The organism is Rhodococcus sp. JG-3 (assembly GCF_000482405.1).
Lineage (GTDB): Bacteria > Actinomycetota > Actinomycetes > Mycobacteriales > Mycobacteriaceae > Rhodococcoides > Rhodococcoides fascians.
The window spans coordinates 1,538,782-1,563,950 of record NZ_KI519398.1 but is presented as its reverse complement, the minus strand read 5'-3'; the positions used below and the strand labels follow the sequence as shown (position 1 = coordinate 1,563,950).

At 65.4% G+C, this 25,169-nt stretch carries 20 protein-coding genes; 13 read left to right on the top strand and 7 right to left on the bottom strand.

All coding sequences use genetic code 11. The features are described from left to right. Positions 1 to 2 precede the first annotated feature (2 nt). Both K414_RS0108920 and K414_RS0108915 read left to right on the top strand, forming a co-directional pair. On the top strand, positions 3 to 1,253 hold the full coding sequence (locus tag K414_RS0108920; protein ID WP_027495635.1) for a pyridoxal phosphate-dependent aminotransferase: 1,251 nt from the start codon (positions 3 to 5) through the stop codon (positions 1,251 to 1,253). 302 nt (positions 1,254 to 1,555) lie between these two features. Continuing rightward, positions 1,556 to 2,845 carry a YibE/F family protein gene (locus tag K414_RS0108915; RefSeq protein WP_152530492.1) on the top strand — a complete coding sequence of 430 codons (1,290 nt, stop codon included), beginning with the start codon at positions 1,556 to 1,558 and terminating at the stop codon, positions 2,843 to 2,845. 75 nt (positions 2,846 to 2,920) lie between these two features. Here the strand turns inward: K414_RS0108915 and ald are convergent, their stop codons facing one another. Then, positions 2,921 to 4,003, bottom strand: a complete 1,083-nt coding sequence (gene ald / locus K414_RS0108910; protein ID WP_027495633.1) for an alanine dehydrogenase — start codon at positions 4,001 to 4,003, stop codon at positions 2,921 to 2,923. Positions 4,004 to 4,115: 112 nt separating this feature from the next. Here ald and K414_RS0108905 point away from each other — a divergent pair, with 112 nt between their 5' ends. Then, a complete protein-coding gene (locus tag K414_RS0108905; RefSeq protein WP_027495632.1) occupies positions 4,116 to 4,640 on the top strand; it encodes an Lrp/AsnC family transcriptional regulator in 525 nt (174 codons plus the stop codon). 6 nt (positions 4,641 to 4,646) lie between these two features. On the opposite strand, the gene K414_RS0108900 is transcribed toward K414_RS0108905, so the two are convergent. After that, positions 4,647 to 6,512: an Hsp70 family protein gene (locus K414_RS0108900; RefSeq protein WP_027495631.1), complete on the bottom strand. Its 1,866-nt coding sequence runs from the start codon at positions 6,510 to 6,512 to the stop codon at positions 4,647 to 4,649. Between the two features lie 99 nt (positions 6,513 to 6,611). Further along, on the bottom strand, positions 6,612 to 7,967 hold the full coding sequence (locus tag K414_RS0108895; RefSeq protein ID WP_152530390.1) for a hypothetical protein: 1,356 nt from the start codon (positions 7,965 to 7,967) through the stop codon (positions 6,612 to 6,614). A gap of 277 nt (positions 7,968 to 8,244) precedes the next feature. Here K414_RS0108895 and K414_RS0108890 point away from each other — a divergent pair, with 277 nt between their 5' ends. From K414_RS0108890 to K414_RS0108860, 7 genes are all read left to right on the top strand, one after another. Further along, positions 8,245 to 8,502 carry an acyl carrier protein gene (locus tag K414_RS0108890; protein WP_027495629.1) on the top strand — a complete coding sequence of 86 codons (258 nt, stop codon included), beginning with the start codon at positions 8,245 to 8,247 and terminating at the stop codon, positions 8,500 to 8,502. A gap of 5 nt (positions 8,503 to 8,507) precedes the next feature. Next, entirely contained in the window at positions 8,508 to 9,665 is a 1,158-nt protein-coding gene (locus K414_RS0108885) for an acyl-CoA dehydrogenase family protein (protein WP_027495628.1), read from the top strand. Beyond that, positions 9,665 to 10,600, top strand: a complete 936-nt coding sequence (locus K414_RS0108880; RefSeq protein ID WP_202595057.1) for an amino acid--[acyl-carrier-protein] ligase — start codon at positions 9,665 to 9,667, stop codon at positions 10,598 to 10,600. The genes K414_RS0108885 and K414_RS0108880 overlap by 1 nt, the downstream gene beginning before the upstream one ends. A gap of 46 nt (positions 10,601 to 10,646) precedes the next feature. Further along, the gene (locus tag K414_RS0108875) at positions 10,647 to 12,455 is read left to right on the top strand and encodes an alpha/beta hydrolase (RefSeq protein WP_027495626.1); all 1,809 of its coding nucleotides are present in this window, start codon (positions 10,647 to 10,649) and stop codon (positions 12,453 to 12,455) included. Next, the gene (locus K414_RS26465; protein ID WP_202595056.1) at positions 12,452 to 14,017 is read left to right on the top strand and encodes a lipopolysaccharide biosynthesis protein; all 1,566 of its coding nucleotides are present in this window, start codon (positions 12,452 to 12,454) and stop codon (positions 14,015 to 14,017) included. The genes K414_RS0108875 and K414_RS26465 overlap by 4 nt, the downstream gene beginning before the upstream one ends. Before the next feature lie 232 nt (positions 14,018 to 14,249). Continuing rightward, the gene (locus K414_RS0108865) at positions 14,250 to 15,107 is read left to right on the top strand and encodes a glycosyltransferase family 2 protein (RefSeq protein ID WP_027495625.1); all 858 of its coding nucleotides are present in this window, start codon (positions 14,250 to 14,252) and stop codon (positions 15,105 to 15,107) included. Then, positions 15,104 to 16,066, top strand: a complete 963-nt coding sequence (locus tag K414_RS0108860) for a glycosyltransferase family 2 protein (protein ID WP_027495624.1) — start codon at positions 15,104 to 15,106, stop codon at positions 16,064 to 16,066. Before K414_RS0108865 ends, K414_RS0108860 begins: the two co-directional genes overlap by 4 nt. A 28-nt stretch (positions 16,067 to 16,094) precedes the next feature. Here the strand turns inward: K414_RS0108860 and K414_RS0108855 are convergent, their stop codons facing one another. Both K414_RS0108855 and K414_RS0108850 read right to left on the bottom strand, forming a co-directional pair. Beyond that, positions 16,095 to 18,512, bottom strand: a complete 2,418-nt coding sequence (locus tag K414_RS0108855; RefSeq protein ID WP_051365019.1) for a glycoside hydrolase family 2 protein — start codon at positions 18,510 to 18,512, stop codon at positions 16,095 to 16,097. Continuing rightward, a complete protein-coding gene (locus K414_RS0108850; RefSeq protein WP_051365018.1) occupies positions 18,509 to 19,513 on the bottom strand; it encodes a DUF1839 family protein in 1,005 nt (334 codons plus the stop codon). The genes K414_RS0108855 and K414_RS0108850 overlap by 4 nt, the downstream gene beginning before the upstream one ends. A gap of 358 nt (positions 19,514 to 19,871) precedes the next feature. Between K414_RS0108850 and K414_RS0108845 the strand changes: the two genes are divergently transcribed. Next, positions 19,872 to 20,810 (top strand): endonuclease/exonuclease/phosphatase family protein, encoded by a 939-nt coding sequence (locus tag K414_RS0108845; RefSeq protein ID WP_027495621.1) that lies wholly within the window; start codon positions 19,872 to 19,874, stop codon positions 20,808 to 20,810. A gap of 10 nt (positions 20,811 to 20,820) precedes the next feature. Here the strand turns inward: K414_RS0108845 and K414_RS0108840 are convergent, their stop codons facing one another. After that, positions 20,821 to 22,215, bottom strand: a complete 1,395-nt coding sequence (locus K414_RS0108840; protein ID WP_051365017.1) for an Hsp70 family protein — start codon at positions 22,213 to 22,215, stop codon at positions 20,821 to 20,823. Positions 22,216 to 22,379: 164 nt separating this feature from the next. Between K414_RS0108840 and K414_RS0108835 the strand changes: the two genes are divergently transcribed. Then, a complete protein-coding gene (locus K414_RS0108835) occupies positions 22,380 to 22,889 on the top strand; it encodes a protein-tyrosine-phosphatase (protein WP_027495619.1) in 510 nt (169 codons plus the stop codon). Positions 22,890 to 22,979: 90 nt separating this feature from the next. Beyond that, on the top strand, positions 22,980 to 23,366 hold the full coding sequence (locus K414_RS0108830; protein ID WP_027495618.1) for a hypothetical protein: 387 nt from the start codon (positions 22,980 to 22,982) through the stop codon (positions 23,364 to 23,366). 3 nt (positions 23,367 to 23,369) lie between these two features. On the opposite strand, the gene K414_RS0108825 is transcribed toward K414_RS0108830, so the two are convergent. Next, positions 23,370 to 25,166 carry an ABC transporter ATP-binding protein gene (locus tag K414_RS0108825; RefSeq protein WP_027495617.1) on the bottom strand — a complete coding sequence of 599 codons (1,797 nt, stop codon included), beginning with the start codon at positions 25,164 to 25,166 and terminating at the stop codon, positions 23,370 to 23,372. Positions 25,167 to 25,169: the final 3 nt, after the last annotated feature.

Here is a 25,169-nt window from a genome sequence, read left to right as displayed (position 1 = left end):
GGGTGAGCACTCCGCAGATCCACCCACAGCCGCGTTATCGCACGTTGCAGCAGTCGACCAAGCTGCAGAACGTGCTGTACGAGATCCGCGGACCGGTACACGCGCATGCGGCCCGGCTCGAGGCCGAGGGCCATCGCATCCTGAAGCTGAACATCGGCAATCCGGCCCCGTTCGGCTTCGAGGCTCCGGACGTGATCGTGCGAGACATGATCGCGGCGCTCCCGGTCGCCCAGGGCTACTCGGAGTCGAAGGGCATCCTGTCGGCTCGACGTGCCATCGTCACGCGCTACGAGCTCGAACCGGGCTTCCCCGACCTCGACGTCGACGACATCTACCTCGGTAACGGCGTCTCCGAGCTCATCACGATGACGATGCAGGCGCTGCTGGACGACGGCGACGAGGTCTTGATTCCGGCCCCGGACTACCCGTTGTGGACGGCGATGACGACGCTGTCCGGCGGCAAGGCGGTGCACTACATGTGCGACGAGGAGAACGGGTGGAATCCCGATCTCGCCGACATCGAGTCGAAGATCACCCCGAAGACCGTCGCGCTGCTGGTGATCAATCCCAACAATCCGACGGGTGCGGTGTACTCCAAGGAGGTCCTGCAGGGCATCGTCGATCTGGCGCGCAAGCATCAGCTGCTGTTGCTCGCCGACGAGATCTACGACCGGATTCTCTACGACGACGCCGAGCACACCTCGCTGGCGAGCCTGGCTCCGGATCTGCTGTGCCTGACGTACAACGGTCTGTCCAAGGCGTATCGAGTGGCCGGCTACCGTGCCGGATGGCTCGCGATCACCGGCCCGAAGAAGCACGCCGCGGGGTTCATCGAAGGCATCGACCTGCTCGCGTCGACGCGTCTCTGTCCCAATGTGCCTGCCCAGCACGCCATTCAGGTTGCTCTGGGTGGGTATCAGAGCATCGAGGATCTGATCCTGCCCGGCGGGCGGCTGCTCGAACAGCGCGATGTCGCGTGGGAGAAGCTCAACGCCATTCACGGGGTCTCGTGCGTCAAGCCGCGCGGTGCGCTGTACGCATTCCCGCGACTCGATCCCGAGGTGCACGAGATCTACGACGACGAGAAGCTCGTACAGGACCTGCTGCTGCAGGAGAAGATCCTGGTGGTGCAGGGCACCGGATTCAACTGGCCCGGGCACGATCACGTGCGGATCGTGACGCTGCCGTGGGCCCGCGATCTGGCCGTCGCGATCGAGAGGTTCGGCAACTTCCTGTCCTCGTACAAACAGTGAGGCTCGAAGTTACCGACAAGTAGTTGAAAGTGATGGACAAAACACCGGGGTGATCCCGCCTCCGCCGCGAATCATCTGTACATTGGCGGACGGCACTTCGGTGCCCGCGAGCCCTGGTCGTACCCATCCCCCCCGGGTCGATCAGGTGGTGGCGGGGGACGCCCCCCCTGCTCCCCGCCACCGAGCTCCTCGCATCGGCCGAGTACCCGGCCGGTAACGATCCGGCCCCGTACTAGCCTTGCACCGTGGAACCACACGGCACGCAACCCTCGGACGGCATCTCGCCGGGCTCAACTTCTCATGTGGGTCACGGTCACGGCCACAGCGACTCCCCCGTGCCGTTGGGACCGGTGGCAGCCAAGGTCGTCGTCGGATTGCTGATCGCTATTGCCATCGCCGTCATCGCCGGGGCCTTCGCGCTCTGGCCCAGCAAACAGAGCATCGACATCCCGCTGCCGTTCCAGACCTCGGGTGGCGGCGCGGTGTCCACCGAGGCGGGCACCATCACCTCGCAGAGCATCGGGCCCTGCGGGAGTCCCGACGCAGGTCGAGCATTCACCGGCAACCCGACCCCTGCGGTCAACGACTCGTACGAATGTCAGCGCAGCATCGTCGACATCACCACCGGTGAGGACGCAGGCAAAAGGACGGTACTCGAGATCGCGCCGGGTCCCGGCCAACCGACTCTGAGCGCCGGTGAGGACATCCGGCTGGTTCTACAGACAGACCCCTCCGGTGGAGTCCGATACTCCTTCAACGACTATTCCCGCGGGCTTCCGCTCGGGTTGATCGTCGGCGTGTTCGCCGTGGTCATCTGCGTCGTGGCCCGCTGGCGGGGATTCCGCGCGCTGGTGGGCCTGCTCATCGCGTTCGCCGTCCTCGTGGTGTTCATGCTGCCCGCGCTGCTCGACGGCGCTCCGGCCATTCCGGTCGCGCTGGTCGCCGGCGCGATCATTCTCTACGCCGTGCTGTATCTGGCGCACGGCGTCAACCTCCGGACCAGCTCGGCGCTCCTGGGCACGCTGACCTCGATGGGCGTGGCCGCAGTGCTGTCCTACGTCGCCATTCGGATGACGCACCTCACCGGGTTGTCGGAGGAACAGAACACTGCGGTGCAGACGTACATCGGCAATGTCAGCGTCACCGGTCTGCTGTTGGCCGGCTTCATCATCGGCTCGCTCGGTGTGCTCAACGACGTGACGATCACCCAGGCCTCGGCGGCCTTCGAGTTGGCATCGGTGGACGAGACGGCGTCGCGGCGCGAGATCTTCACCGCCGGGATGCGGGTGGGGCGCGATCACATCGCCAGTACCGTCTACACCCTGGTACTCGCGTACGCCGGTGGTGCGCTGCCGCTGCTCCTGCTCTTCAGCGTCGCCGACCGGTCGATCCAGGACGTGTTGACCGGCGACGCGGTGGCGATCGAAATCGTGCGGTCGTCCGTCGGTGGCGTCGCGCTTGCCCTGTCGGTACCGCTCACCACTGCCATTGCCGTCCTGCTGGCTCGACCGATCACCTCGTCGCGGACTCCCTCTTCGCCGCGGCAGGCCAAGCCCACACGATCGCGGGGCTCGGGCCGCCACAGCGCGTAGAGCGGCTTCGCCGCATGTGAGTGGAAACTCGTAGCAGGCACCGATCTTTCGTGCACGTGCGGCGAAGCCGCTCGGTCAGGCGAACGCAGCCGCAACGGTCGCGGACAGCAGCTCACCCTCATGGGTGCTCAGGCCCGCTTTCAGACCGGGGTCCGCGGCGCAGGCGGCTTCCCAACCCTTGTCGGCCAATGCAACCACGTAGGGCAGGGTGGCATTGGTGAGCGCGTACGTCGAGGTACGGGGCACGGCTCCGGGCATGTTGGCCACGCAGTAGAAAACGGATTCGTGCACCTTGTAGGTGGGATCGGCGTGGGTGGTGGCCACCGAGTCCTCGAAGCAACCGCCCTGATCGATGGCGATGTCGACCAGAACCGATCCCGGCTTCATGCGCTGAACCAGGCTGTTCGACACCAGCTTCGGCGCTTTCGCTCCGGGGACGAGTACAGCTCCGATGACCAGATCGGCAGCCAGCACGGCCTGTTCGAGTTCGTATGCGTTCGACACCACTGTCTTGACGGCACCGCGGTACTGATCGTCGATCGCGCGCAGCGCTCGGACATCGAGATCCAGTACGGTGACGTCGGCGTGCATACCGAAAGCGATTGCGGTGGCGTTCTTTCCGGAGACGCCGGCTCCGATCACGACCACGTTGGCGGGACGCACTCCCGGTACGCCACCCATCAGTACGCCGCGGCCACCTTCACTCGACATCAGGTGGTAGGCACCGGCCTGCGGTGCCAGACGGCCGGCAACTTCGCTCATCGGCGCGAGCAGGGGCAGCGATCCGTCTGCGGCCGTGACGGTTTCGTAGGCAATGGACGTGGTACCCGACGCCAGCAACGCGTCGGTGCAGGCCTTTGACGCCGCAAGATGCAGGTAGGTGAACAGCACCTGACCCTTGCGCAGGCGTGAATACTCCTCGGCGATGGGTTCTTTGACCTTGAGCAGGAGATCGGCCGCGTCCCAGACGGCAACCGCGTCGGTGAAAATTTGCGCGCCTGCGGCTTTGTAATCGGTATCGGTGAACGACGAACCGGCGCCGGCTTCGGTTTCGATGATCACTTCGTGTCCTCGCGAGACAAGTTCGTGCACGCCTGCCGGGGTGATGGCCACCCGGTATTCGTGGTTCTTGATCTCGCGTGGAATTCCGATTTTCATGACGTCCTCCTGCAGTGGCGGTGACCGAAGCGACGCTCCGTGGGTACGCCAACTATGAATTATGTGCGGAATTGCTGCAATGGATGTGAACAAAATTCTGTATCGTCGGGCCATGGATGCAGATAGTTCATTTCAGCCGGTCGATGAGGGGGCTCGATCGAATGATGTTCGGTCCGTCGCCCTGGACCGAATCGACCACATTCTGCTCGACGAACTGCGTCGAGACGCACGCACACCGAACAATGCGCTGGCGGCCGCAGCAGGGATCGCGCCGTCCACTGCCCTCACCCGAGTTCGGGCGCTTGTCGAACGCGGCGTCATCCGCGGCTTCCACGCCGACATCGACCCCGAGGCCCTCGGGCAGGGCATTCAGGCCATGATCTCGGTTCGGCTGCAAGCGGATGCTCGACGGCGGATCAGCGAATTCGGTTCGAAGATCGCGTCCCGAAAGGAGACGCTGAACATCTACTTCATTGCCGGGGCCGACGACTTCCTGGTGCATGTGGCGACGGTCGACACGGCCACCCTGCGTGATTTCGTCGTCGAGAATCTCAGTGCCGACCCTGCCGTCGCAGCGACCGAGACCATCTTGATCTTCGAGCACATCAGGCCGCGAAACACGAACGCGGACAAGTAGAACCGATCAGGGTGCCGGCGGCACGATCGGGGGGAAGCCCGGCAACGTGAAGTCCGGGAAGCCCGGAATCAGCGGCGGCGGCTGCTGCGTCGTGACGGGCGGAACGGACTCGACCGGTGCCGGCGGCGGCTCGACCGTCGTGGTCTCGGTGGTCGTGACCGGCTGTTCCCACGTGGTTTCCGGCTGCTCAGTCGTCGGCTCCACAGTGGTGGTCGGTTCCGGCGCAGGCGGTGGCGGCAACAGAACGGGAGCAGGCGTCGTCGTCGGCACCGTCGTGACCACCGGAGTATCGGTTTGGTCGCGACTGACCGAGGTGTCCACTACCTGCGGAGAGTTCTGGTGGGTGAACATGAAGCCGGACACGGCGACCACCGCTGCCGCGCAGAACGCGAGCACTCCGCCGGTCCGCAGCCTGCGCCGTGCGCGAGTGCGATCGTCTTCACCGTCGTCGTCGTCGTAATCGGCGTCGAGCCAGTAAATGTTCTTCAGCTGGAACGGAACGGGCTTACCGTCCTCGACGGTGTCGGCGGCAGCATCGGTGGCGGACGTATGCGACACCGGCTGTACTGCAGGCGCTTCCACGGCGACAGCAGAGACTTCAGCCACGCCGTTCTCGGAAATCTCGTGCACCGCAGTCGATTCCGGCGAAGGCTGAGCATCCGCGGTGGACGACTCAGGAATATCGGCGGGCGCGTCGGCGAACTTAGAGGATTCGAAGCCGGTTGCTGCAGAAGCAGATTCGGTAATCGATGCGGCAGCGATCCACGGACGTGCGGGCACGGGACGAGTCGAGCTCGGCGTCGCCACCGGCGGTGCGGCATGCTGCGACTCCGAACGCGCGGGCATCATCGGCTCGGGCGCAGGTGGCACCACAGGCACAGGCGGTGCCACCGGAGCCGGCGGGACAACAGCGGCGCTGTCCGTGTGTCGACGTCTCGGCACGCTTGCCTGCGCGTCGCGCGCAGTACGGTCCGGAGCGGTTCTGGTGCGCGAATTCGGCCGCGCGGCCAGTGCTGCTCCGCGTGCGGCCACCGTCTCGGGCTCGGTCGGGACAATCGAGGGCAGTTCGAGCAGTGGGCCCACGCGCTGCTGGACGATGGGCATGCGGGCACCACCACCGATCAACACGACCGCGTCGATCGGCACGTTGGCACCGATCATGACCTCGCGGGCGAACTCGATCGCCTCGTCGAGCAAGTCTGTGATCAGCAGTTCGAAATTCTCCCGAGACAGCAGGATCATCCCGCTCGCGTCGGGCAGGCACACGGCGTCCTGGGTGGACAGGCGTTCCTTGGCGATGCGGCAGCGCTTCTCGAACAGCGCAATGTCGGGGTCGGTCGCCGGCTTACCGAGGCGCTGGAGCTGATTGTTGCGCACGTAGGCGTCGATCAGATCACCGCTGTAGGAGCCGGAGCGCTGAGATGCAGTCACCGTGCGCGCCGTCAGGTCGACGACGCTGACCGTCAATCCCGAACTACCGAGGTCGAACAGGGCGACAGAGCCGGCACCTCGCGCCTCACCGGTGACGGCGAGGTATTCGATGACGGCCTCGACCTCGGGGACCAGGTGGTAGTTGTTCAGGTGAGCACCGGCGAAGGCGGCGCGCAGCGCATCGGCCTGACGCGGATCCCGGTAGGCGATGCCGGTGGACAGTTCGGGTTCGACCTCGGCAGCGGCACCGATCGATTCGGCGGCCAGGTGCGGGAGGTCCCCGGTGGCACTGTCGATCAGTTCGTTGCGGAAGAACAGTGGCCGCTCGACGTCGGTGACCAGGGCGGACGAGGTGTCGCCGGAGGCTCCGAACTGGTCTGCTCTGGGCTGCGCCGTGCGCACGGCTCGGGTCCCCATGGACACCCCAAGCAGCACAGTCACGATCGTCGGCCTCACTTCGTTCGGCGGTTTCGGTGAACGCCCCATCGGGAGTCCACCCGCACACGGTACCGTCTCGCGGCGAGCTGCACGAAAGGGTGCCTACGGGCCTGCTTGTTCGGCTTCGGTGTCGATGAAGCCGAAACCGATGTCGGACGCCTCACCGGGAGGCTGGTACATCTCACCGGTGTACGAATATTGCTCGACGTAGAGCTGCTCGTATGTCAGAGTGGTCGGTCCCGCCGCCGCCGGTTGGTCGGGTGGAGGTGTGTCGGTGACCGGGGGTGCGATCTCGGCGAGAGTTGCCTCGAAACCGGGGTCGGAATTGATCACGGATCTGGGCGCATTGTCGAAATCGGCGAAGACCGCGAACATCAGCGCGACAACCACGACTCCGACCGACACCGCCACGGCGCCGATCTTGAGTACCGCCTGCCGAGTCCACTGCCGGCCCGAGAGAGTCGACAGGTAAGACATAGGAATCGCAGCGACCCCGCGGCGACCGACACCACGGGCTTTGTGTGGCGATGGGTCTTCCCGAGCGAGTTCCGGTTCCGCTTCGGGTTGCGTCGTCGACTCGACTTCGGACGGCGACTCCGATTCCACTACCTCCGCTACAGGCGAGGGTTCCACTACCGGATCGGGGGCCTGCTTCGAGCCGATTTCAGCCCTGATCAGCGCGCCCTCGGCAACCGGCGACACCGAGTCGTGGACGGTGAGCGGCACCGGCCAGGTGGCGCGAACTCGCCGTTGGACGAGGGGGCTGTTGGCCACTCCTCCCAGCAACACGATCGCGTCGGGGGTCCGGGGACCGACCCACTCGATCATGTCGTCGATCAGTGGGGTGGCGACCGCCTCGAACTCGTCGCGTTCGAGGATCATCGGGCCGTTGTTGGGTGCGCGCACACCGGCCGACGTGGTCAGTAGCTCCCGTAGCTCTCGGAAGAACGTGCGATAGGACGCGGCACCCTCGGGCCCTTCCGGTTCCGGCAGGATTCCCTTGGTCATCACGAGGCTCTGCACCACGTCGTCGAGGCGTTCGCCGCCGAACGACTCCGTTCGGTCGTGCCATGCGACGGTTTCCTCGGCGGTGTTCACGACCAACGCCGACGTTCCGCGTCTCCCGAGGTCGAGCACCAGCACGGTCGTCGCGTCGGCGAGGGTGTCGAGCGAACGCACGAACGCAAGCAGCGCGTAGTGCTCGTCGACCGTCTCGACGGATGCAGCCAGGCCTGCCGACGTCGGGAAATCCGTGTAGCGCAGGGTGCGAGCCTCGCGCCCGGTGATGACGACGGAGTCGAAGGGGCCGCGCGCTCCGATTCGGTCGGACAGGTCGTGCATCGCACGGTCCGGATCGGTGAGCTCGAGATCGACGGACTCGACGACGCGGCGGTCACCATCGGTGTAGGCGATGCGCAGGGCGTCCGACTCCACGGCCACGCCGCAGACTGGTCCCATCGAGTGTTGTCCTTCGATTGCTTGCCGTATGAACAGACGATCGGAACCTATCGTACGCACGCTCGGCGTGACCGAAACGAGCAAACGGGCCGAAAAACCGACATGCGGGACGTAGGTCACGAAACTTGCACTCGGTATGCGGTATCGGCTTCAAACAATCTGAGATATTGTTTACCCGGGTCTGGGGAGACTGCGGGTCGAAATATTTTCCGTCGGCCCGTACGACTTGCGAGGCCGCCCGGTCTCGCACCCAAGCGATCGGTGGAGGTCCGTCACGATGGAAACACTCAGTACGCAGTTCGACGCACGCATTCGGGACGTGCTGGACAAGCTCGGCAAGATGCCGGTCGCCGCGTCGGACATCGACTCTGCTTCCGACCTCTACGACAGTGGCTTGACCTCGCACGCGAGTGTCAACGTCATGATCGGCCTCGAGGACGAATTCGACATCGAATTCCCGGACTCGATGCTGCAGAAGTCCACGTTTGCGAGCATCGACGCGATCGCAGCTGCTGTCGCACAACTCGCAGGCTGACGACCATGACGGTCTCGTCCGACAGTCGCCCCGCGCAACTGCCCCTCACCGACGTCCTCAAGACCCTCCGCACGTTCGCGGCCGAGGTCGACCGCGAGGGCAGGTTTCCCGCCGAGTCCGTCGACGCTCTGCGCTCGGCAAATCTGTTCGCTGCCGCAATACCGACGGCGCTCGGCGGCGGTGGCCTGTCCCTCACCGAGCTCGCCCGGGTAGCACGCGATCTCGGTGCCGAATGTGCATCGACGGCAATGATTTTCGTCATGCACCAGTCTCAGATCCTGAGCATCGTCAGGCACGGCGGCACCCCCACATCCGACGCGTTGCTGCGCCGCATCGCAGCCGACCAACCGCTCGTCGCGTCGGCGACGACGGAGATCAACATCGGCGGCGACGTGCGTTCGAGCAGCTGCGCGGTCGAGTACGACGGAGACCGCATCCACCTGGCCAAGACCGCACCGGTGATCTCGTACGGCGAATACGCCGAGATCGTTCTCGCGACGGCGCGGCGCACGGTGGACAGCCCGCCGAGCGATCAGGTTCTGGTGGTGTGCCAGAAGCCCGACGTCACTCTCGAACGCACCAGCAACTGGGACACTCTCGGGTTTCGTGGCACCTGCAGCCCGGGCTTCCAGCTCGACGCCGTTGCCGACCGCTCGAGCATTCTGCGCGACAACTACGGCGAGATCTCCTCGCAGACAATGCTTCCGGTGGCCCATGTGCTGTGGGCCTCGGCCTGGCTCGGTATCGCCGACGCAGCCGTGTCCAAGTCCCGCAAGTTCGTCCGCAAGGCGGCGAGCAAGAGCCCCGGCGTCACTCCTCCCTCCGCCCTGCGGCTGGCCGAGTTGTTCGTGGCCCACGAACAACTCGTCGACACCGTGTTCGGCGCAGCGGCGAAGTTCGAGGCCATCGCAGATTCCCCCGAGGAGCTCGGTTCCATCGGTTTCGCCGTCAAGATCAACAACGTCAAGGTGACGGCGTCGACTCTCGTCATCGACATCGTCGGCAAGGCGATGCAGATCTGCGGCATCTCCGGGTATCGGGAAGACGGCGACTTCAGCATCGGACGGCACCTCCGCGACGCGCACGGCTCGGCGATCATGGTCAGCAACGAACGCATCCTCGCGCACAACTCTCAACTCGCGCTTCTCTACAAAGGCAAATGATGACCCAGACACAGGACAAGACCTCCGAACTGGATTCGGCGCGAAGCGAATTCAGGCAAGAGCTCGTCGACGCCGGCTTGTTGATCCCGTCGTCGGTGCTCGGTCTGTACGGCCGGTCCGGCGAGTTCGAGGACATCATCGAATCGATCGACCGTCGGGTCGTGGCCGCGAGCGCGTCGGAACACGGAACGGCTGTGCCCAGGTACCGATTCCCGCCGGTCTTCCCGCGGGAAGCATTCGAGAAGACCGACTACATCGCGTCGTTCCCCAATCTCACCGGTGCCATCAACACGTTCGACGGCGACAACAAGGCCCATGCCGCGCTGCTCGCCGATCGCTCCGAGGGCAAGGACTGGGATCACCACCTCGAGTCGGCCGGGACGATGCTGGTGTCCGCGGCATGTCACCCGTCGTACTCGATGTTGCCGTCCGTACTCCCGTCCGGCGGGACGACGTACGACATCTACGGGTACTGCTTTCGGCACGAGCCTGCCGTCGACCCTGCTCGCATGCAGGCCTTCCGCATGCACGAAATCGTGCGGGTCGGCACTCCGGACGACGCCGTCGTCCACCGGGAGAGGTGGGTGCAGCGCGGCCTGGAGGTGCTGGCCGAACTGGGACTCGAGGCAGAAGCGGTGATCGCCAACGACCCGTTCTTCGGTCGGGCAGGTCGCATGCTCGCGGCCAATCAACGCAACGAGAACCTCAAGACCGAGCTGGTCGTGCGGCTGTACGGAGACCTGGACGACGGCACGGCCGTGGTCTCGTGCAACTGCCATCGCGATCACTTCGGCCACACCTTCGACATCAGCACCGCCGACGGCGAACCTGCACACAGTGCGTGCGTCGGCTTCGGCATGGAACGTATTGCGCTGGCGCTGTTGCGGACCCACGGTATCGACCGCGACAAGTGGCCAAGGTCGCTTCGTTCGTGACGTCGGTAGCCGACGTCGATATCCCTACCAGCGATCGGAGCGCGCTGTGAACACCACGAATACGGCGACATCCGAGTCCGCCGACAACCGTACCGACGAGCTCGAACAGCTACTGATCACCGAGGCAGGCGTACCGGGCAGACAGTCCACCTGGTTCGGGTCGGCAACATCGCCGCTCCTCGGTGCCGTGCACGTTCCCGAGGGATCGGTTGCCCGCGGTGCCGTCGTACTGGCACCGCCGCTCGGCAAGGAGCAGGTCGACTCGTACCGCGGTCTGGTCCTCCTGGCTCAGCGCCTCTGCGCTCGAGGCCTGCTCGTACTGCGCTTCGACTACCCGGGAACGGGCGACTCGTCCGGTGCACAGGACGACGACGGCATCGTCGAGCAGTGGCAACGCAGCGTCGTCACGGCGGTCGATTTCGTTCGGCAGTGCGGTGTTCGCGATGTTGCGGTCGTGGGTCTGCGAGCCGGCTCGCTGCTCGCCGCATCCGTGGCGGATCGGTGCGGCCCTCTGACGGGAATGGTGTTCTGGGATCCGGTCGTCAGTGGCCGCTCGTATCTTCGGGAACAGCGCGCCCTGTATTCGATGACCGTCGCGCGAGACGACGAGTCGGACCCGCGAGTGTCCATCGTCGGCGCAGTCCTGCATGCCGGAGTGGCGGCAGAATTCTCGACCCTGGATTCGTCGAAGCTGGAACGGCTCGACTGCCCGGTACTGGTTGCCACGCGCAGCGAACGTGCCGACGCCACGCCTGTTCGCAGACTCGTGTCCGCGCAGCAGGCGGACGAGCACACACTCCGCAATCACGACGCATTCCTCGAGCCACCCGCCTGGGACGTGGTCATTCCGCGTCCGGACATCGACGTGATCGCGCGCTGGGTACAGGCCACGTTCGCGTCGACGACCACGCCGGTCACCGTTCCGATTCGACGTTCCGCCGTGGTCTCGACTCCCCGGGGCGACGTCGTCGAAACCATCGAGCGGCTCGGTGACGACGAGCTGTTCTCCATCCGCACCACCGCGGTGGCCACGACGGCCGGCGGTCCTGCTGTGGTCATGTACGGCACCGCGTACGAGCACCGGGTCGGACCGGTACGGCTGTGGGTCGAGTTGGCCCGCACCCTCGCGACGGCAGGCATCACCTCGGTCCGTTTCGACCGTCGCGGTACGGGAGAAAGTGGAGACGTCGGTGCCGACGACGCACCCACGCTCTACAGCGAACTCGGCGACGACGACGCACTGTGCGCCGTTCGATCCGTGGGAACAGCGCCCAACAAGATCGTCTCGGCAGGTCTGTGCTCGGGTGCGTGGTATGCCGGTTACGCCGCCCACCGCGAGGGCCTGAACACGGCGATTCTGATCAATATGCGCGAATGGACGACGCGGCGTGTCGATTTCACCAAGAGATCCACCATCGCCCAGAAGCAGGGATTGACCGCGATCGCACTCGACCGCGCACACACGGCCGCCGTTCGCTTCAAGAACTGGTCGCAACCCCGGATGCCGTACCGACTGTGGCTCGCGCTCGGCCGTCGTGGCTGGATCCAGGTTCCCGAAATCTCGTTGGGAGAACTGCAGCGCAAGGGAGTCGACGCGTCCGTGCTGCTCGTCCCGGACGACAAGCAGTGGTTCCTCGACAACCGCGGCCCCGAGAGCCTGCATCGGTTGCGCCGCCGGGCCGAGCCCGAGCACCCGCCCGTGGTGAAGGCGTTCACGGACGGAGATCACACCCTCTTCGGACGCGATGTTCGCGACACGGTCAGGGCCGAGATGCTGCAGACGATCGGTGCTGCGCTCGGAGTCCACATCGAACCGCAGGACCCACCTGTGAAGGTGAACTGGACGCCGTTGTGAAACATCGCGCTCGCCGGGTACCCCCGCCCGATCACGGCCGACTCGACAAGATCACCTACTACCCCGTCGAGCAGGTCCGATGGGACATGGGCTTCAACAGCCGTACCGTGCCTTTTCACGCGGTGCCGCCCGAGTTCGCGGTCGCGGCGTCGCAACCCCCCGGACAGCTGTCTGCGGCCGATTCGATCCCCGACGGGGACCCGATGTTCACTGCGGCCGAGGCGTCGGGCACGGCCGTTGCAGGCTCCAAGCCCGCCGGCCGCAATCTCGCACTGAACTCGTTCGCGATGATGTTCTCCACCATTGCCACCGGCGCGCTCGGTCTGGCCTTCTGGGCCGTGGCGGGCCGGCTGTTCCCCGTCGAAGAAGTCGGCAGTGCATCGGCGGTGATCGCGTCGGCGGTGATGATCGCGACGCTGTCCAACCTGAGTCTCGGCTCGATGTACGAGCGGTTCCTGCCGACTGCGGGCGTGAAGGCCAAGTCCTATGTGCTTCGCGGCTACGCTGCCGTGCTGTCGTTGGCGCTGGTCCTGGGATGCGCGTTCTTGGTCGTGGCACCGGTGGACGAGTTGTTCACCACCACGACCGAGATCGCGACGTTCCCGATTTTCGTCGGCGTACTGGCCGTGTTCGCGCTGCAGGATCAGACGTCGTCCGGGCTGGGCTTCGCGCGGTGGGCGGCGGCCAAGAATGTCTTCCACGCGGTCGTGAAGTTGGCGGTCCTGGCCGTCACGTACGAAACCGGCCGTAGTTTCACCATCATCGCGGCGTGGGCGGTACCAGCGGCCATCGCGGCGATAGTGCTGTTCCGCGCGTTCGGGAAGAAGCTCGGCACCGATCCGCGATACCAGCTCACACCGAACCTGCCGCCCCGTAAAGAGCTGTGGTCGTACTTCGGGTCGGCGTACGGCATCACTGCCTTGGGAACCTTGGCACCCCTGATGATCCCGATCATCGTGGTGAGCACGCTGGGTGCCGAACAGAATGCCTACTTCTCGCTCACCTGGTCCATCGTGAGCGCCATCTACGTGTTGATCGGGGTACTGGTCGGCCCCTTCGTGGCGGAGGCGGCTGCACATCCCGAACAGTTCTCCAAGCTCGCCAAACGCTTCATCGGGCTGCTGTGCATCGTCGCCGTGGGCGGATCGTTCTTTCTGGCGGTCGTCGCACCGTTCGGACTGGGCATCGTCGGCCCCGACTACCGCGAGAACGGGACCATCATCGTCCATCTCGCTGCCGTGACCATCCCGCTGTCCGTCGTCGGGGCCCTGTACGACGGTCTGGCCAGGGTCCGTCGTCGTATGCGGCTTGCGGTGCTCGTCCAGATCGCGGCCACCATCATCATCGTCACCGGGTCGTTGACGCTGTCACCGAGCTTGGGCATCGCGGGCATCGGCTGGTCTTATCTGGCGGCCGAAGCCGTCGGCGCCGTGGTTCTGTTGGTGCCCCTGATCAGGTGGATCGGCGACCTGTCCGGCGCTGAGCATGCCGCGCCGGCTCTCGATCAGCGCGACGAATCCACGTCGCAGGCGACGGGTCGTGAGCACCGCGTACGAGCGTAAGCGACATCACTCTCGTTAGCTGGCACCGCAAACATTCTTCGAGTACGTTTATACGCAGCTTGACAATCTCATGGCTTCTTTTAAGCTTCTAGTTAGGAAAAGACAGTGGGTTCGACGGGTAGATCAATCTCGCCGAAACCTACGTGCGAACTCGGCGGGGGTCGTGTCGCATCGGTCAGATACAGCTGCAGTAGCTCGATCAGCTAGTGCCCACCGAACTCGAACATCTGGAATGGATATGTTGAATCGTCAGAATCCCCGCGTCAGTGTCGTCATCCCGACTCTCAACGAGGCCGCGAACCTTCGCCATGTCCTCCCCTTGCTGTCCCACGAATACGAGCTCGTTCTGGTCGACGGCGGATCCATCGACGGAACCATCGATGCCGCACGCGAGATTCGCAGCGACATCCGCGTCATCCGCCAGACCCGCAAAGGTAAGGGCAACGCGCTCGCCTGCGGCTTCGAAGCCGCCACCGGCGACATCATCGTCATGTTCGACGCGGACGGCTCTGCCGACGCGGCCGAGATCCCCCGGTTCGTCGATGCCCTGATCGCCGGTGCCGACTTCGCCAAGGGCAGCCGGTTCTGCGAGGGCGGCGGCAGCCACGACATCACACCGCTGCGCCGCGCCGGCAACGGTGGTCTTCACCTGGTGGCCAACACGCTCTTCGGCACCCGTTTCTCGGATCTCTGCTACGGCTACAACGCCTTCTGGCGAGACCTGGTGCCGGTCCTGGATCTGCCCGTGGTCGATCAGCCGGGCAGCGAGGGAATGATGCTGTGGGGTGACGGATTCGAGATCGAGACCATCATCAACTGCCGCTTCGCCGAGGCGTCCGTACGGATCGAAGAAGTGCCGAGTGTCGAGTTGGCGCGCATCTACGGCCAGAGCAACCTACGCACCTTCTCCGACGGCTTCCGAGTGCTGCGCACCTTGATGACCGAGCGCATGCGCGCCCGCAGAATCTCCCGCAAGCACATCGCTCGCCCGTCGCGTGAGTCGATCGATGCCCGCACCGACATGGACCTCGAGTTCGAGGTCATGGAGTCGTTCGGCGAGGTCATCGAGCTCCGCGAGAGAACGGCGTGAGTCTGCCGACTTCCTCGGTTGTCATCTGCGCGTACACGTTGGCTCGATGGTCCGAACTGTGCACTGCCGTGCGTGCCGTTCTCGATCAGAGCGTCGCTGCCGACGAGCTGATTCTCGTCGTCGACCACAATCAGCAGCTGGCCGAGCGCGCTCGAGCGGAATTCCTGCCGCTGAGCGACACCGTGAACGTGGTCGAGAACAGCCACCCACGAGGACTGTCGGGGGCACGGAACACCTCCCTCGACCTCGCCACGGGTGACATCGTCGTCTTCTTGGACGACGACGCGTCCCCACGCACGACCGAATGGCTCGACGCCATTCTGTCCCATTACTCGGATGATGCCGTGTACGCCGTTGGGGGCTCTGCATACCCGGTATGGCCGGACAAGCGTCCGGCCTTCTTACCGGCCGAGGTAGTGGGTGAACCCGGCGAACTCGATTGGGTCGTCGGGTGCACCTACCGCGGGCAGCCGACGGAAACCGCTCAGGTCCGTAATCTCATGGGCGCGAACATGTCTTTCCGCCGCGCGCCGGTCGTCGAACTCGGCGGCTTCGTCTCCGGAATCGGCCGGATCGGACGCGTTCCGCTCGGGTGCGAGGAGACGGAACTGTGTATTCGCCTGCGCCAGACGCATCCCGACGCGCAGATCGTGTTCGATCCCTCGATCGTCGTCGATCACACCGTCAGTGCCGATCGGACGCGACCCCGCTACCTCATCACACGCAGCTACGCCGAGGGCGTGTCCAAGGCAGCGATCGCCCGACTGATCGGTGCGGGCGACGCACTGTCGTCCGAGCGTGCGTACACCGCCAAGGTTCTCCCGCGTGCCGTCGGCCGTGAGACGAGCGCAGCTGCTCGCGGCAACCCCGCGCGGGCGTGGGGCGCGATGGCTGTGGTGGCCAGCGTCGGGGCCGCGGGAGTCGGTTATGTCCGAGGCAAATTCAGTGTGAGCCGCTAGCGGCACGTGCACGAAACTTCGTAGCCCACTACGAACTTCCACTCACGACCCTCGGTGCCACCGACGCCCGTTCGACGGAGTTCAAGGCCCGAACGTGTCCCCTGGGTTTACCGGTGCCTCGGTTGACGAGTGCGATGGTGCGCGGTTCGTTCGGCGCGAGATGGAACCACGAATCGGACGCGTCGAAGCCGTCGACATCGACACAGACGTACTGCGCTGCCCAGTCCGAGGACACTGTGAGCTCCCACGTCCTGGCTCCGGTATCGACGACACTCGCGCTCAGGCCCACGGTGTTCTGCCGACTCTGCGCGCCGACGAGCGCGGTGTTCCGGGCTATCTCGTCTCCGTCGTCGCCCGCGAACACCACTGTGATCGCCGAGTACGTCCGACTCCCGAAACGGTAGGCGTGGTTGGCATCGGTGAACGACCCCACGATGGAGTCCACCGTCAGTTCGGTCGAGCCGTTCGAGTCGACCGATACCGCCCGCTCGAACTGTTGCACGCCGCGCGCGGTGTGCAGTGCCACGCGCAGTGTGCCCGATCGGGCCGGGCCGTCGTTGACGAGCTCCACCGAATAACCGTCGAGACCGTTGTCGCACAACAGCACTGCGGTCGGTGAGCCGGCCCTCGCGAGGGCGTAGAACGGTGCCTTCGGTGCACCGGCGGAGTCGGTGATGCCCCACCCGGCACCGGGCACGGTGTCTCGTAACGTCAGCACGAGCGCGCCCGCACATCCGGAAGACGCCCGCCGCCACCGACCGAACGCTTCCTCGAAAGCCTCGACGATCACCGCCCTGCCGTAGTCCAGGTAGAGCTCGGCGTCGTCCCGCCGAATCAGGTGTGGGTCGACACCGAAGACAGTGCGTACGTAGTGATCGCGGACGTCCTCGAAGTCCCACGACGAACCGCGATCGCGGGGGACCGCGGATTTCCACTCGGGGTGGTGCCCTGCCACCGCAGCAGATCCGAAGAACCTGTCGACCTGCGCACGTTCGGGAGGAACGGAGAAGGCCAGGCATTCCGCAGCGAATCGCACACCCGCGGTGGGAATATCGGACAGTGGCCGCAGGTAGCCGCCCACCCCGAAGTAATGGGCGATACCGTCGCCCACGTGGGTGTGCAATTCGCCGGTCGAGCTGGACGGAGACGACGTCACGTATGCGACGTCCGGCAGACGATCGGCGAGGAAATCAGGAACGATGTTGTCCAGCATGTCTATTCGCTGATCCTCGGCCGCGAGACCCAGCATCGTCGGTTGCTGCTGCGTTTCGCTTCCGCCGCTGACGACCATCAGCGCCGGATTGGCGCAGACGATGTCCGCGAACGCGTGCAGCTCTCCGGTGACCGCCGCCGTGTACACCTCGTCGGTGGGCGGGTCGACGGTTCCCAACATGACGTCCTGCCACACCATGATGCCGAGTTCCGCACATAGAGACCAGAATTCGGCCTGCTCGTACACCAACGTGCCGACCACGCGCACCATGTTCACGCCCGCCGACTGCAGCTGCACCAACGCTGCACGCAGGTCCTGCTCCGACGACCACAGCCGCACCGGATCGAGTGGAGTCCACGTACCACCGCGACAGAAGATCGGGCTACCGTTGACCACCAACTGCGCGCCGCCTCCGGAGCGATCGAGTACGACGGTGCGAAAACCGATGTCGCCCAACGGGTATTCCACCCCGTTCACATCCAACGCCACGCGGTAGGTCCTGGGCTGTCCGTGCGTGTGCGGCCACCACAGCTCGACGTCCGGCAGCGTCAGAGTCGTATCGATACGGTCGACCGTTCCGAGCTCGAACACGCTGTCCCCGATCAGGATTCGCGTCGACGACGCGGAATCCAGCTCGGCGTGGACCATGACGATACCGTCGGTGCCGCGGACCGTCGTCGACAGACCGACGCCACGGGGGCTCGACATCGGCACCATCGACACCGGCCGCCACGGACCCACCGGAACGGGCACGGGCCCGTACACCGGTGCCCGGCCCAGCATCGTCGTACGCTCGTGCCGCAGACCCTGCGCAGCGATCATCGAGGACCGCCACCGACCCCGTGGCCGACGGGTCTTCAGATGCGCGGCAAGAGATTCGATATGAACTGCAATGGTGACGGTCGGTCCGCAACCGGTCAGATCGAGAGCCTCGGGCACGAACATGGACGTGACGGTTCGCCGATGAACACCGTCCACCCAGATCTGGGCCCGAGTCGCGATTCCGCCGAAGGTCAGCCGCATCTCGGGGTGATCGCCGGTCGGGACGGTGGTCGCGTACCACCAATCGTGTTCGTCCGGAGCACAATCGGTGTCACCGAGCGCGCTCGCCACCGTGCCGGGCACGACGGCGTCGAGCCACTCGAGGTCGGCAGGCAGGTCAGCAGGGTCGAGGATGGATCCGGCGTCGGTTCGGGCCAGCCGCCACGGCACGCCGTCGAGCAGATCGATCACGCGCTCAATGCACCCACGACGATATCCATCGCTGTCGCCCAGTTCTTGCTCATGTCGTTCAGCGGTTCGTCGAGCACCACGGCGCGGCCACGCGCTGCTCGCGCCATCCGGAACTGCACGGCCTTCGCGCCGGACGCTGCGTCGAGGAAATGCTGCGCCGCGTCGCCGGCTCCACGTATCCCGCGGCTGTCGAGGTACTGCACGTAGTTGGCGGCAAGCTCCGCGGTGGCACCGAATTGCCGGAGCAATCCGAACGACCACAGATGAAAGGCGTCGGGCCCGGACGTTTGGACGAGCGGGATGTCGGCCACGATGCGCCGAGCGAGGGCATCGACGGGATTGCCCGGTGCCCTTCTGGACAGATGTGTTCGGGCGACGTCGAGGTCGCGGTCACCGACCCCCGCGTCGAGCACTGCCGCGTCGACTCGAACCTGCTCGACGTACGGCAGCAACACCTCGGCGTGAGGCTCGGGCGCGAGATTGAACACCCCGTCGAAGTCCGCCCCGGTCAGCTCGAAGTAACCCCGGTTGTGGAAGTAGCCCATCACCTTGTCGTCTCGGTTGACGAGATTCGGCACGATGGTGGTCTTGGTGTGCTGATTCCGGTAGCTGGTGCCTGCGGTGTCGGGAAGCCAGAAGCCGTCGACCTCCACCGTGACGTGGGTGCCGTCGAGCAGCCCTTCGACGACGTGCTCGAGAACGGGTCGCCATACGTTCATCTCGGCCACGCCGATGCCGTAGAGCGCGCGCAGATCCTCGGGCAGAATTTTCACGAAGTCCCACTGCCGTCCGTCACAGCCGGCGCTGAGCACGAACGCGAGCGCCGGGGTGGGATCGGCACCCAGTGAGTGCAGTACCTCGATCCACAGATCGACGTAGCAATTGGTCTCGGTCCAGATGCGGTCGTGGTTGTGGATGGGATGAGGCCGGTAGCTGATGGGGTCGAGTTCGAGAACCCGGAGGCCGGTACCGAGCCTCTCCAGCACTGCATCGTTCGACATGACGCGCCTCTCCTACCGGAACAATGTCGGACGGTCCCCGAGCCGCATTTGTCCATATTGCCTGCATCCAGGCCACTCATCGTAGCGAATCGGTTTGTTCTACGCTTCCGATCCGGCGGTAGGATTGTTTTCGACGCAGCTGCTACTTACTGATCCACCGTTTGAGCGTCTGGACAACAGGAACCCGAAAACGCGGGCAATCACACAACGAACAGTTGGTTCCGCGGCGGTAATGCTGATGCGCAGCTTGTTCGTGTCGACACTTGCATATCCGCTCTGAGCTGGGCACATGCCGAGTGTAGACAACACCTGCAACATCCATGCCCATCTCGGGCGGACACGAGGAGGCACGAGCGCAATGCGCCGTTTCGTTCGCAGCGCAGCGCTGGTCGTGGGGTGGTGCCTCGGCGCCGTAGCTCTCGGAATGTTTGCCGTCCGACAGGTCGGCGTGACCGAGATCACTTTCGTTGCTTTGGTGGTCGGAACTCCGTACCTCGGAGTCGCCACCGTCGCGGCGCTTCTGCTCTTCGCCGCCGCCCGCTCACGTATCGGATCGGCGGTCGCAGCCGTCGTCACCGTCGCCGTCGTGGGCGTCCAGGTGCCGATGTTCCTGGCCGACGGACCGGACAACTCCGGACCGGACCTGTCCGTGTTGACGGTCAACGTGGCGCACGGGGACGCCGATGCCGGCGCAATCGTCGACGCGGTCCGTGATCACGACGTCGACGTGCTCGCCGTCCAGGAACTCACGCCCGAGGAAGTGACCGACCTGAGGGGTGCGGGTCTGGACGACCTGCTGCCGTTCTCCTTCACCGCCGCACTGCCCGTGGCCGACGGCACCGGATTGTGGAGCCGAACACCCATGACCGACGGCACCCGACTGGACGACTTCGGCTTCGTACCGGTGCAGGCGAACACCGTCGTCGACGGCACGACGCTGACCCTCGTCTCGTTCCACTCGATGTCTCCCGCGACGCCGCGCCACACCACCCAGTGGGACGCAGACCTGGCGAGGATGCGGGCCATCATGGATACCTACGACAACACTGCCATCGTCGCCGGCGACTTCAATGCCACCAACGATCACCGGCAATTCCGCAGGTTGGCATCGGCTCCGTTCTCCGATGCGGCCGACGCTGCGGGGGCAGGACTGTTCCGCACCTTCCCGTCCGAACGTCCGTTGGCGCGGTTGGACCATGTCGTGACCAGTGACAGCGTCCGCGCGCGGTCGGTGCAGCCGTTACCGATCCCGGAGAGCGATCATCTGGCGGTGCTCGCAACGGTGCAGTTGCCGTGACCGTCCCCGGCTAGAAGCGTGGAAGCTGAATGACCGGAGGAGGCGGCAGCTGAATCTGTGGGAGCTGGATCTGCGGCAGACCGGGGATCAGCGGTGCCGGGGCAGGTGCAGGAGCCGGTGCCGCGGGCGGCACGTACTCGGGCTCGGAATACGTCTGAGCCGGAGCCTGAACGGGCTCGGAGGTGGGCGGCGGCGTTGTGGTCGGCGGTGGCGTCGTCGGCGTCGGGGTGACCCGGGTCGTCGTGGGACCTGCGGTGATCGGCACCGGTGAATCTGCCGGTGCACTGGTCGGGGCCGGCGACCCACCCCCGTATCCGAGGGACAGGCCGAGGGCGGCGACCGCGACGAGACCACCCGCGACCAGTACGGCACCGCGCACCTTGCGCTTCGAATCCGCGGGCTTGTCGGAGTGGGGTTCCGGGGTCAACCAATCGGGTGCACCGGTCAGCGATGCCGGGTCGGCCGCGGACTGCCGCCCGCCCGACTGCGGATTCGACTGGGGGTTGGACTGCGCATTCGGTTGGGGAACCGGCTGGTGCGGAGCCTCGACGACCGGTGTGGCGAGCAGTGCCGCTCCACGGGCCGCAACCGATTCGGGGTCTGCCGGAGTGACGACGGGTAACCCGACCCAGGCATCGAGTATCGCTCCGACCAGGGGTATTCGGGCTCCGCCGCCGATCAGGAACAGTGCGTCGACATGTTTGGGAGAACGCCCGATGACGTCTCGAACCAGGCGAGCGGAGTACTCGATCGGGACGGTCACCAGTGATCCGAATGCCTCGCGGGAGATCAGGATGACGCCACCGTCGCCCGGGAGACATACTGCGCCGCTGGTCGACAATTGTTCCTTGGCGACCCGGCACCGCGCGGTGAACGCGCTCAGTTCTTGGTTGTCGGCGATGTCGACGCCCTGCTTGGCCAACTGGTTGTCGGCGATCAGGCGATCGAAGTCGTCGCCGCTGATGTCGATGGTGCGTTCTGCCAGCAGAACTTGGCCTGTACCGCGGTCGATCACGCTGATCGTCAGACCCGAACTGCCCAGGTCGTACAACGCGATGGTGCCGAAATGCCCCAGCTCGCCCGACGCTTCGAGGTACTGCAGCGCAGCCCGAGCTTCGGGAACGAGTCGGTAGTTGTACAGCCGCTGACCGGCCATGGCCTGCTGGATCTCACCGAACTGCTGCTGGTCGCGATACGCCACGCCGGTTGCCTGCACTGGGCCGCCGTTACCCGGTTGCGAGAGCACCACGCCGATGGACTCGGCGGCCAGTTCCTCGGCCCGGTCCCAGTAGGCGTCGACGGTGTCGTGGTGGAAGTCGAGGCGTCCCGAATCCTGGGGGCGCAGGTCGGGTCGAGCCATGCGCACCGCGCTGGCCCCCACCGACACACCGAGAACTTCGGTCATTACCTGCCTCTTGTCGATTTCCCCGTCAACACACGCCGAGACTTCATGTCACGAACCAGTCTCGATCCCCCCAATTGATCACTGTAGCGCGTCGGTGCGGCTGCGCCGCAGTGGTGCGTTCAGGTGCCCCCTGGGGCACCCGGCCACACCACTACAGTTGCGGCATGCGAGTTCTGTTCGTCTGCACCGGCAACATCTGCCGATCTCCGACTGCCGAGCGCCTTGCGGTCGCCTTCGCCCGTGAGGGCGGATTCGAGCTGACCGCCGGCAGCGCCGGGACACAGGGCCTGACCGGGCACGCGATGGACCCGACGGCCGCGTTGGTGTTGTCGCAACTCGGCGGCGATCCCGAGGGCTTCGTGGCTCGACGCCTCACTCCGGCGATCACCGCCGACGCCGAACTCGTTCTGACGATGACCGCGTCGCATCGCGACGCCGTGCTCGCACTGTCGCCGAGGCACATGCGTCGCACCTTCACCTTGCTCGAGGCGTCGAGCCTGGCCGCGGCGTCGGGCGCACGATCGGTTGCCGCCCTCGCCGACGCGCGGGCCGTCCACAGCGTCGAGACGCTGGATATCGGCGACCCGTACCGCCGCGACCCGTCCGTGTACGAGGAAGCCGGCGAGCTGATCGCAGCATCGTTGCCGAATGTTCTCCGACTGGCGCAGCCGTAAACTTCGACCCACCACGAATTCGCACGCTGCGGTAACGTTCTCGCATCATTGCCGACCACCCGGGTGCGGCCACGGCGTTAGGGTCTGTTCATGCGCGACAAGGTCATCGCGTTGGCAGCAGTGGCGAGTGCCGGAGTAGCCGTCACCGTGGGTCTGGTCATCGGTGCCCTCGGCGGCGCGTTCGACGATTCGAGCCAGGATGTCAGGCCGCCTGCGCTGAAGTCGGACTCCCTCAGTTCGGTCCAGGCGTCTCCGACGTCCGCAATCGTCGTTGTTCCGCCGTCGCCCACCTGGCAGGTCGCGGTGCCCACCACCGCCAAGCCGCCGACGACGACGCCGGAGCGGCCTCAGACGACGACGCGGACGCCCCGAACAACCACCAAGCGGTCGGACCGAACTACCACGACCACCACCGACGAGGACTCGACCGACGAGCCCGCGACCGACGAGCCCACGACCACCGAGTCGGGCCGGTAGATCTCACGGACGGCCCGCTGCCAGATCGGGCGCGCTGTCTCCGATTCTCAACGCGGCCACCAGTTCTCGATACAGCTCGTCCGACGCCATGAGCTCCGCATGCGTTCCACGTGCGCGTACCACCCCATCGTCCATCACCAGGATGGTGTCGGCGTCGAGCACGGTGGACAACCGATGCGCGATGGTGACGACGGCAGCATCCTCGGCGATGGAACGGATCACCTCGTGGATCGCCGCCTCGGTGCGTCCGTCGACCTGAGCCGTCGCCTCGTCGAGCAGCAGGATCTGTGGGCGTCGAACGATGGCTCGCGCCAACGCGATTCGTTGCCGCTGCCCACCGGACACCGTCGAGCCGATCAGGTCGGTGTCCAATCCCTCGTCCAGAGCGCGGATGGTCGAATCCAGGTGCACCGACTCGAGCGCCGCCCAGATGTCACCCTCACTGGCGTCCGGGTGACTGAACAACAGGTTCTCCCGCACAGAACCGGGGATCACCGGCGTCTCCTGCTCCACGTAGGACAGTCGAGAGCGCACCTCGTCGATCGTGAGCTCGCTGTACGGCGTTCCGCCGAGCCGTATCTCGCCGCTCTCGGGCGTCAGGAACCGCAGGATCAGAGAGAACACGCTGGTCTTGCCTGCACCGGAGGGACCGACGATCGCTGTGTGGCCACGCGCGGGGACGTCCAGGTCGATTCCTCGCACGGCCGGCTCTCGTCCCGGACCGTAACGTGCAGTCACACTTCGGAATTCGAGTGCCGGAGCAGCTCCGACAACGGAACGGGTCGGCGCGGGGGTACCTCCCTCTCCCACTTCGACGACGAGGTCGTCGATCTGACGTATCCGCGCCGCCGCGGCCATACCCGCCTGCAGCGCGGTGATGTTGGTGGCGAGGGTGGAGACCGGGCTCATGACCTGAAATGCGTAGAGCAGAAACGCGATCAAGCTGGATACCGCCAGATCTCCGGTGCTGACGCGGTAGCCACCGAGGCCGAGAATGCCGATGATGGCCAATTGCACGCCGCCGCCCGCGAAGGTCCACGCCAGTGCCGAGATCTTGACGGCGTGCACGCTGTGCCGAGCGGAGGTCCGCGCCTCCGCGATGACGCGTTCGGATTCGCGAGTCTCGGCTCTGCTGGACTTCACTGTTCGGATGGCCCGCAGGGTGCCGTCGAGAATGCCGCCGAGTCGTCCGATCGCTTCCTGTGATTGCCTCTGCGCGATCGCGATCGGAGGCATCAGCCGGGCGAACAACACTGCGATCGCCACGATGGCCACCGCGATCGCGCCCAGCAACACCAGATCCAGAACCGCCATCAGGATCAACGCACCCACCAGACCCACGACGCTGTTGACTATGGCCACCAGCGCATTCGACGTCGCCTCACGCAGCAGCACGGTGTCCGAGGTGACGCGGGTGACCAACTCACCGGTGGGCCGAGTGTTCAGGCTGCCGACCGTGGCACCGAAATACTTCCGCACGATCGACTTGCGTGCGTCGAGCACGATCCGCTCGGCCAACACCCCGAGCACGATCCACTGCAGATACAGAACGGCCGAGCCGACGACCAACAGGGCCACAAGAACGACGACGGGAACGATCAGCGACGCGTCGGTGCCGAGTCCGTCGAGCACACCCTTGGCGACCATCGGCGTAGCCAACGCCGTTCCGGTACCGATCAGGCCGAGCATCATGCCCAGGATCAGGGTGCGCCGATGAGGCCGCACGAACTGCCACAACACCCGTAGGTTGGGTACCGTTATTCTCTTCTTCTCGGCTGTAGCGATCTGCACATCGACCATGTA

What these genes read in the sequence shown, in the direction of transcription:
- K414_RS0108890 (WP_027495629.1), top strand. Translation starts at nt 8,245, where the DNA reads ATGGAAACACTCAGTACGCAGTTCGACGCACGCATTCGGGACGTGCTG.
- K414_RS0108845 (WP_027495621.1), top strand. Translation starts at nt 19,872, where the DNA reads ATGCGCCGTTTCGTTCGCAGCGCAGCGCTGGTCGTGGGGTGGTGCCTC.
- ald (WP_027495633.1), bottom strand. Translation starts at nt 4,003, where the DNA reads ATGAAAATCGGAATTCCACGCGAGATCAAGAACCACGAATACCGGGTG.
- K414_RS0108840 (WP_051365017.1), bottom strand. Translation starts at nt 22,215, where the DNA reads ATGACCGAAGTTCTCGGTGTGTCGGTGGGGGCCAGCGCGGTGCGCATG.
- K414_RS0108835 (WP_027495619.1), top strand. Translation starts at nt 22,380, where the DNA reads ATGCGAGTTCTGTTCGTCTGCACCGGCAACATCTGCCGATCTCCGACT.
- K414_RS0108880 (WP_202595057.1), top strand. Translation starts at nt 9,665, where the DNA reads ATGACCCAGACACAGGACAAGACCTCCGAACTGGATTCGGCGCGAAGC.
- K414_RS0108825 (WP_027495617.1), bottom strand. Translation starts at nt 25,166, where the DNA reads ATGGTCGATGTGCAGATCGCTACAGCCGAGAAGAAGAGAATAACGGTA.
- K414_RS0108830 (WP_027495618.1), top strand. Translation starts at nt 22,980, where the DNA reads ATGCGCGACAAGGTCATCGCGTTGGCAGCAGTGGCGAGTGCCGGAGTA.
- K414_RS0108885 (WP_027495628.1), top strand. Translation starts at nt 8,508, where the DNA reads ATGACGGTCTCGTCCGACAGTCGCCCCGCGCAACTGCCCCTCACCGAC.
- K414_RS0108865 (WP_027495625.1), top strand. Translation starts at nt 14,250, where the DNA reads ATGGATATGTTGAATCGTCAGAATCCCCGCGTCAGTGTCGTCATCCCG.
- K414_RS0108905 (WP_027495632.1), top strand. Translation starts at nt 4,116, where the DNA reads ATGGATGCAGATAGTTCATTTCAGCCGGTCGATGAGGGGGCTCGATCG.
- K414_RS0108850 (WP_051365018.1), bottom strand. Translation starts at nt 19,513, where the DNA reads ATGTCGAACGATGCAGTGCTGGAGAGGCTCGGTACCGGCCTCCGGGTT.
- K414_RS0108895 (WP_152530390.1), bottom strand. Translation starts at nt 7,967, where the DNA reads ATGGGACCAGTCTGCGGCGTGGCCGTGGAGTCGGACGCCCTGCGCATC.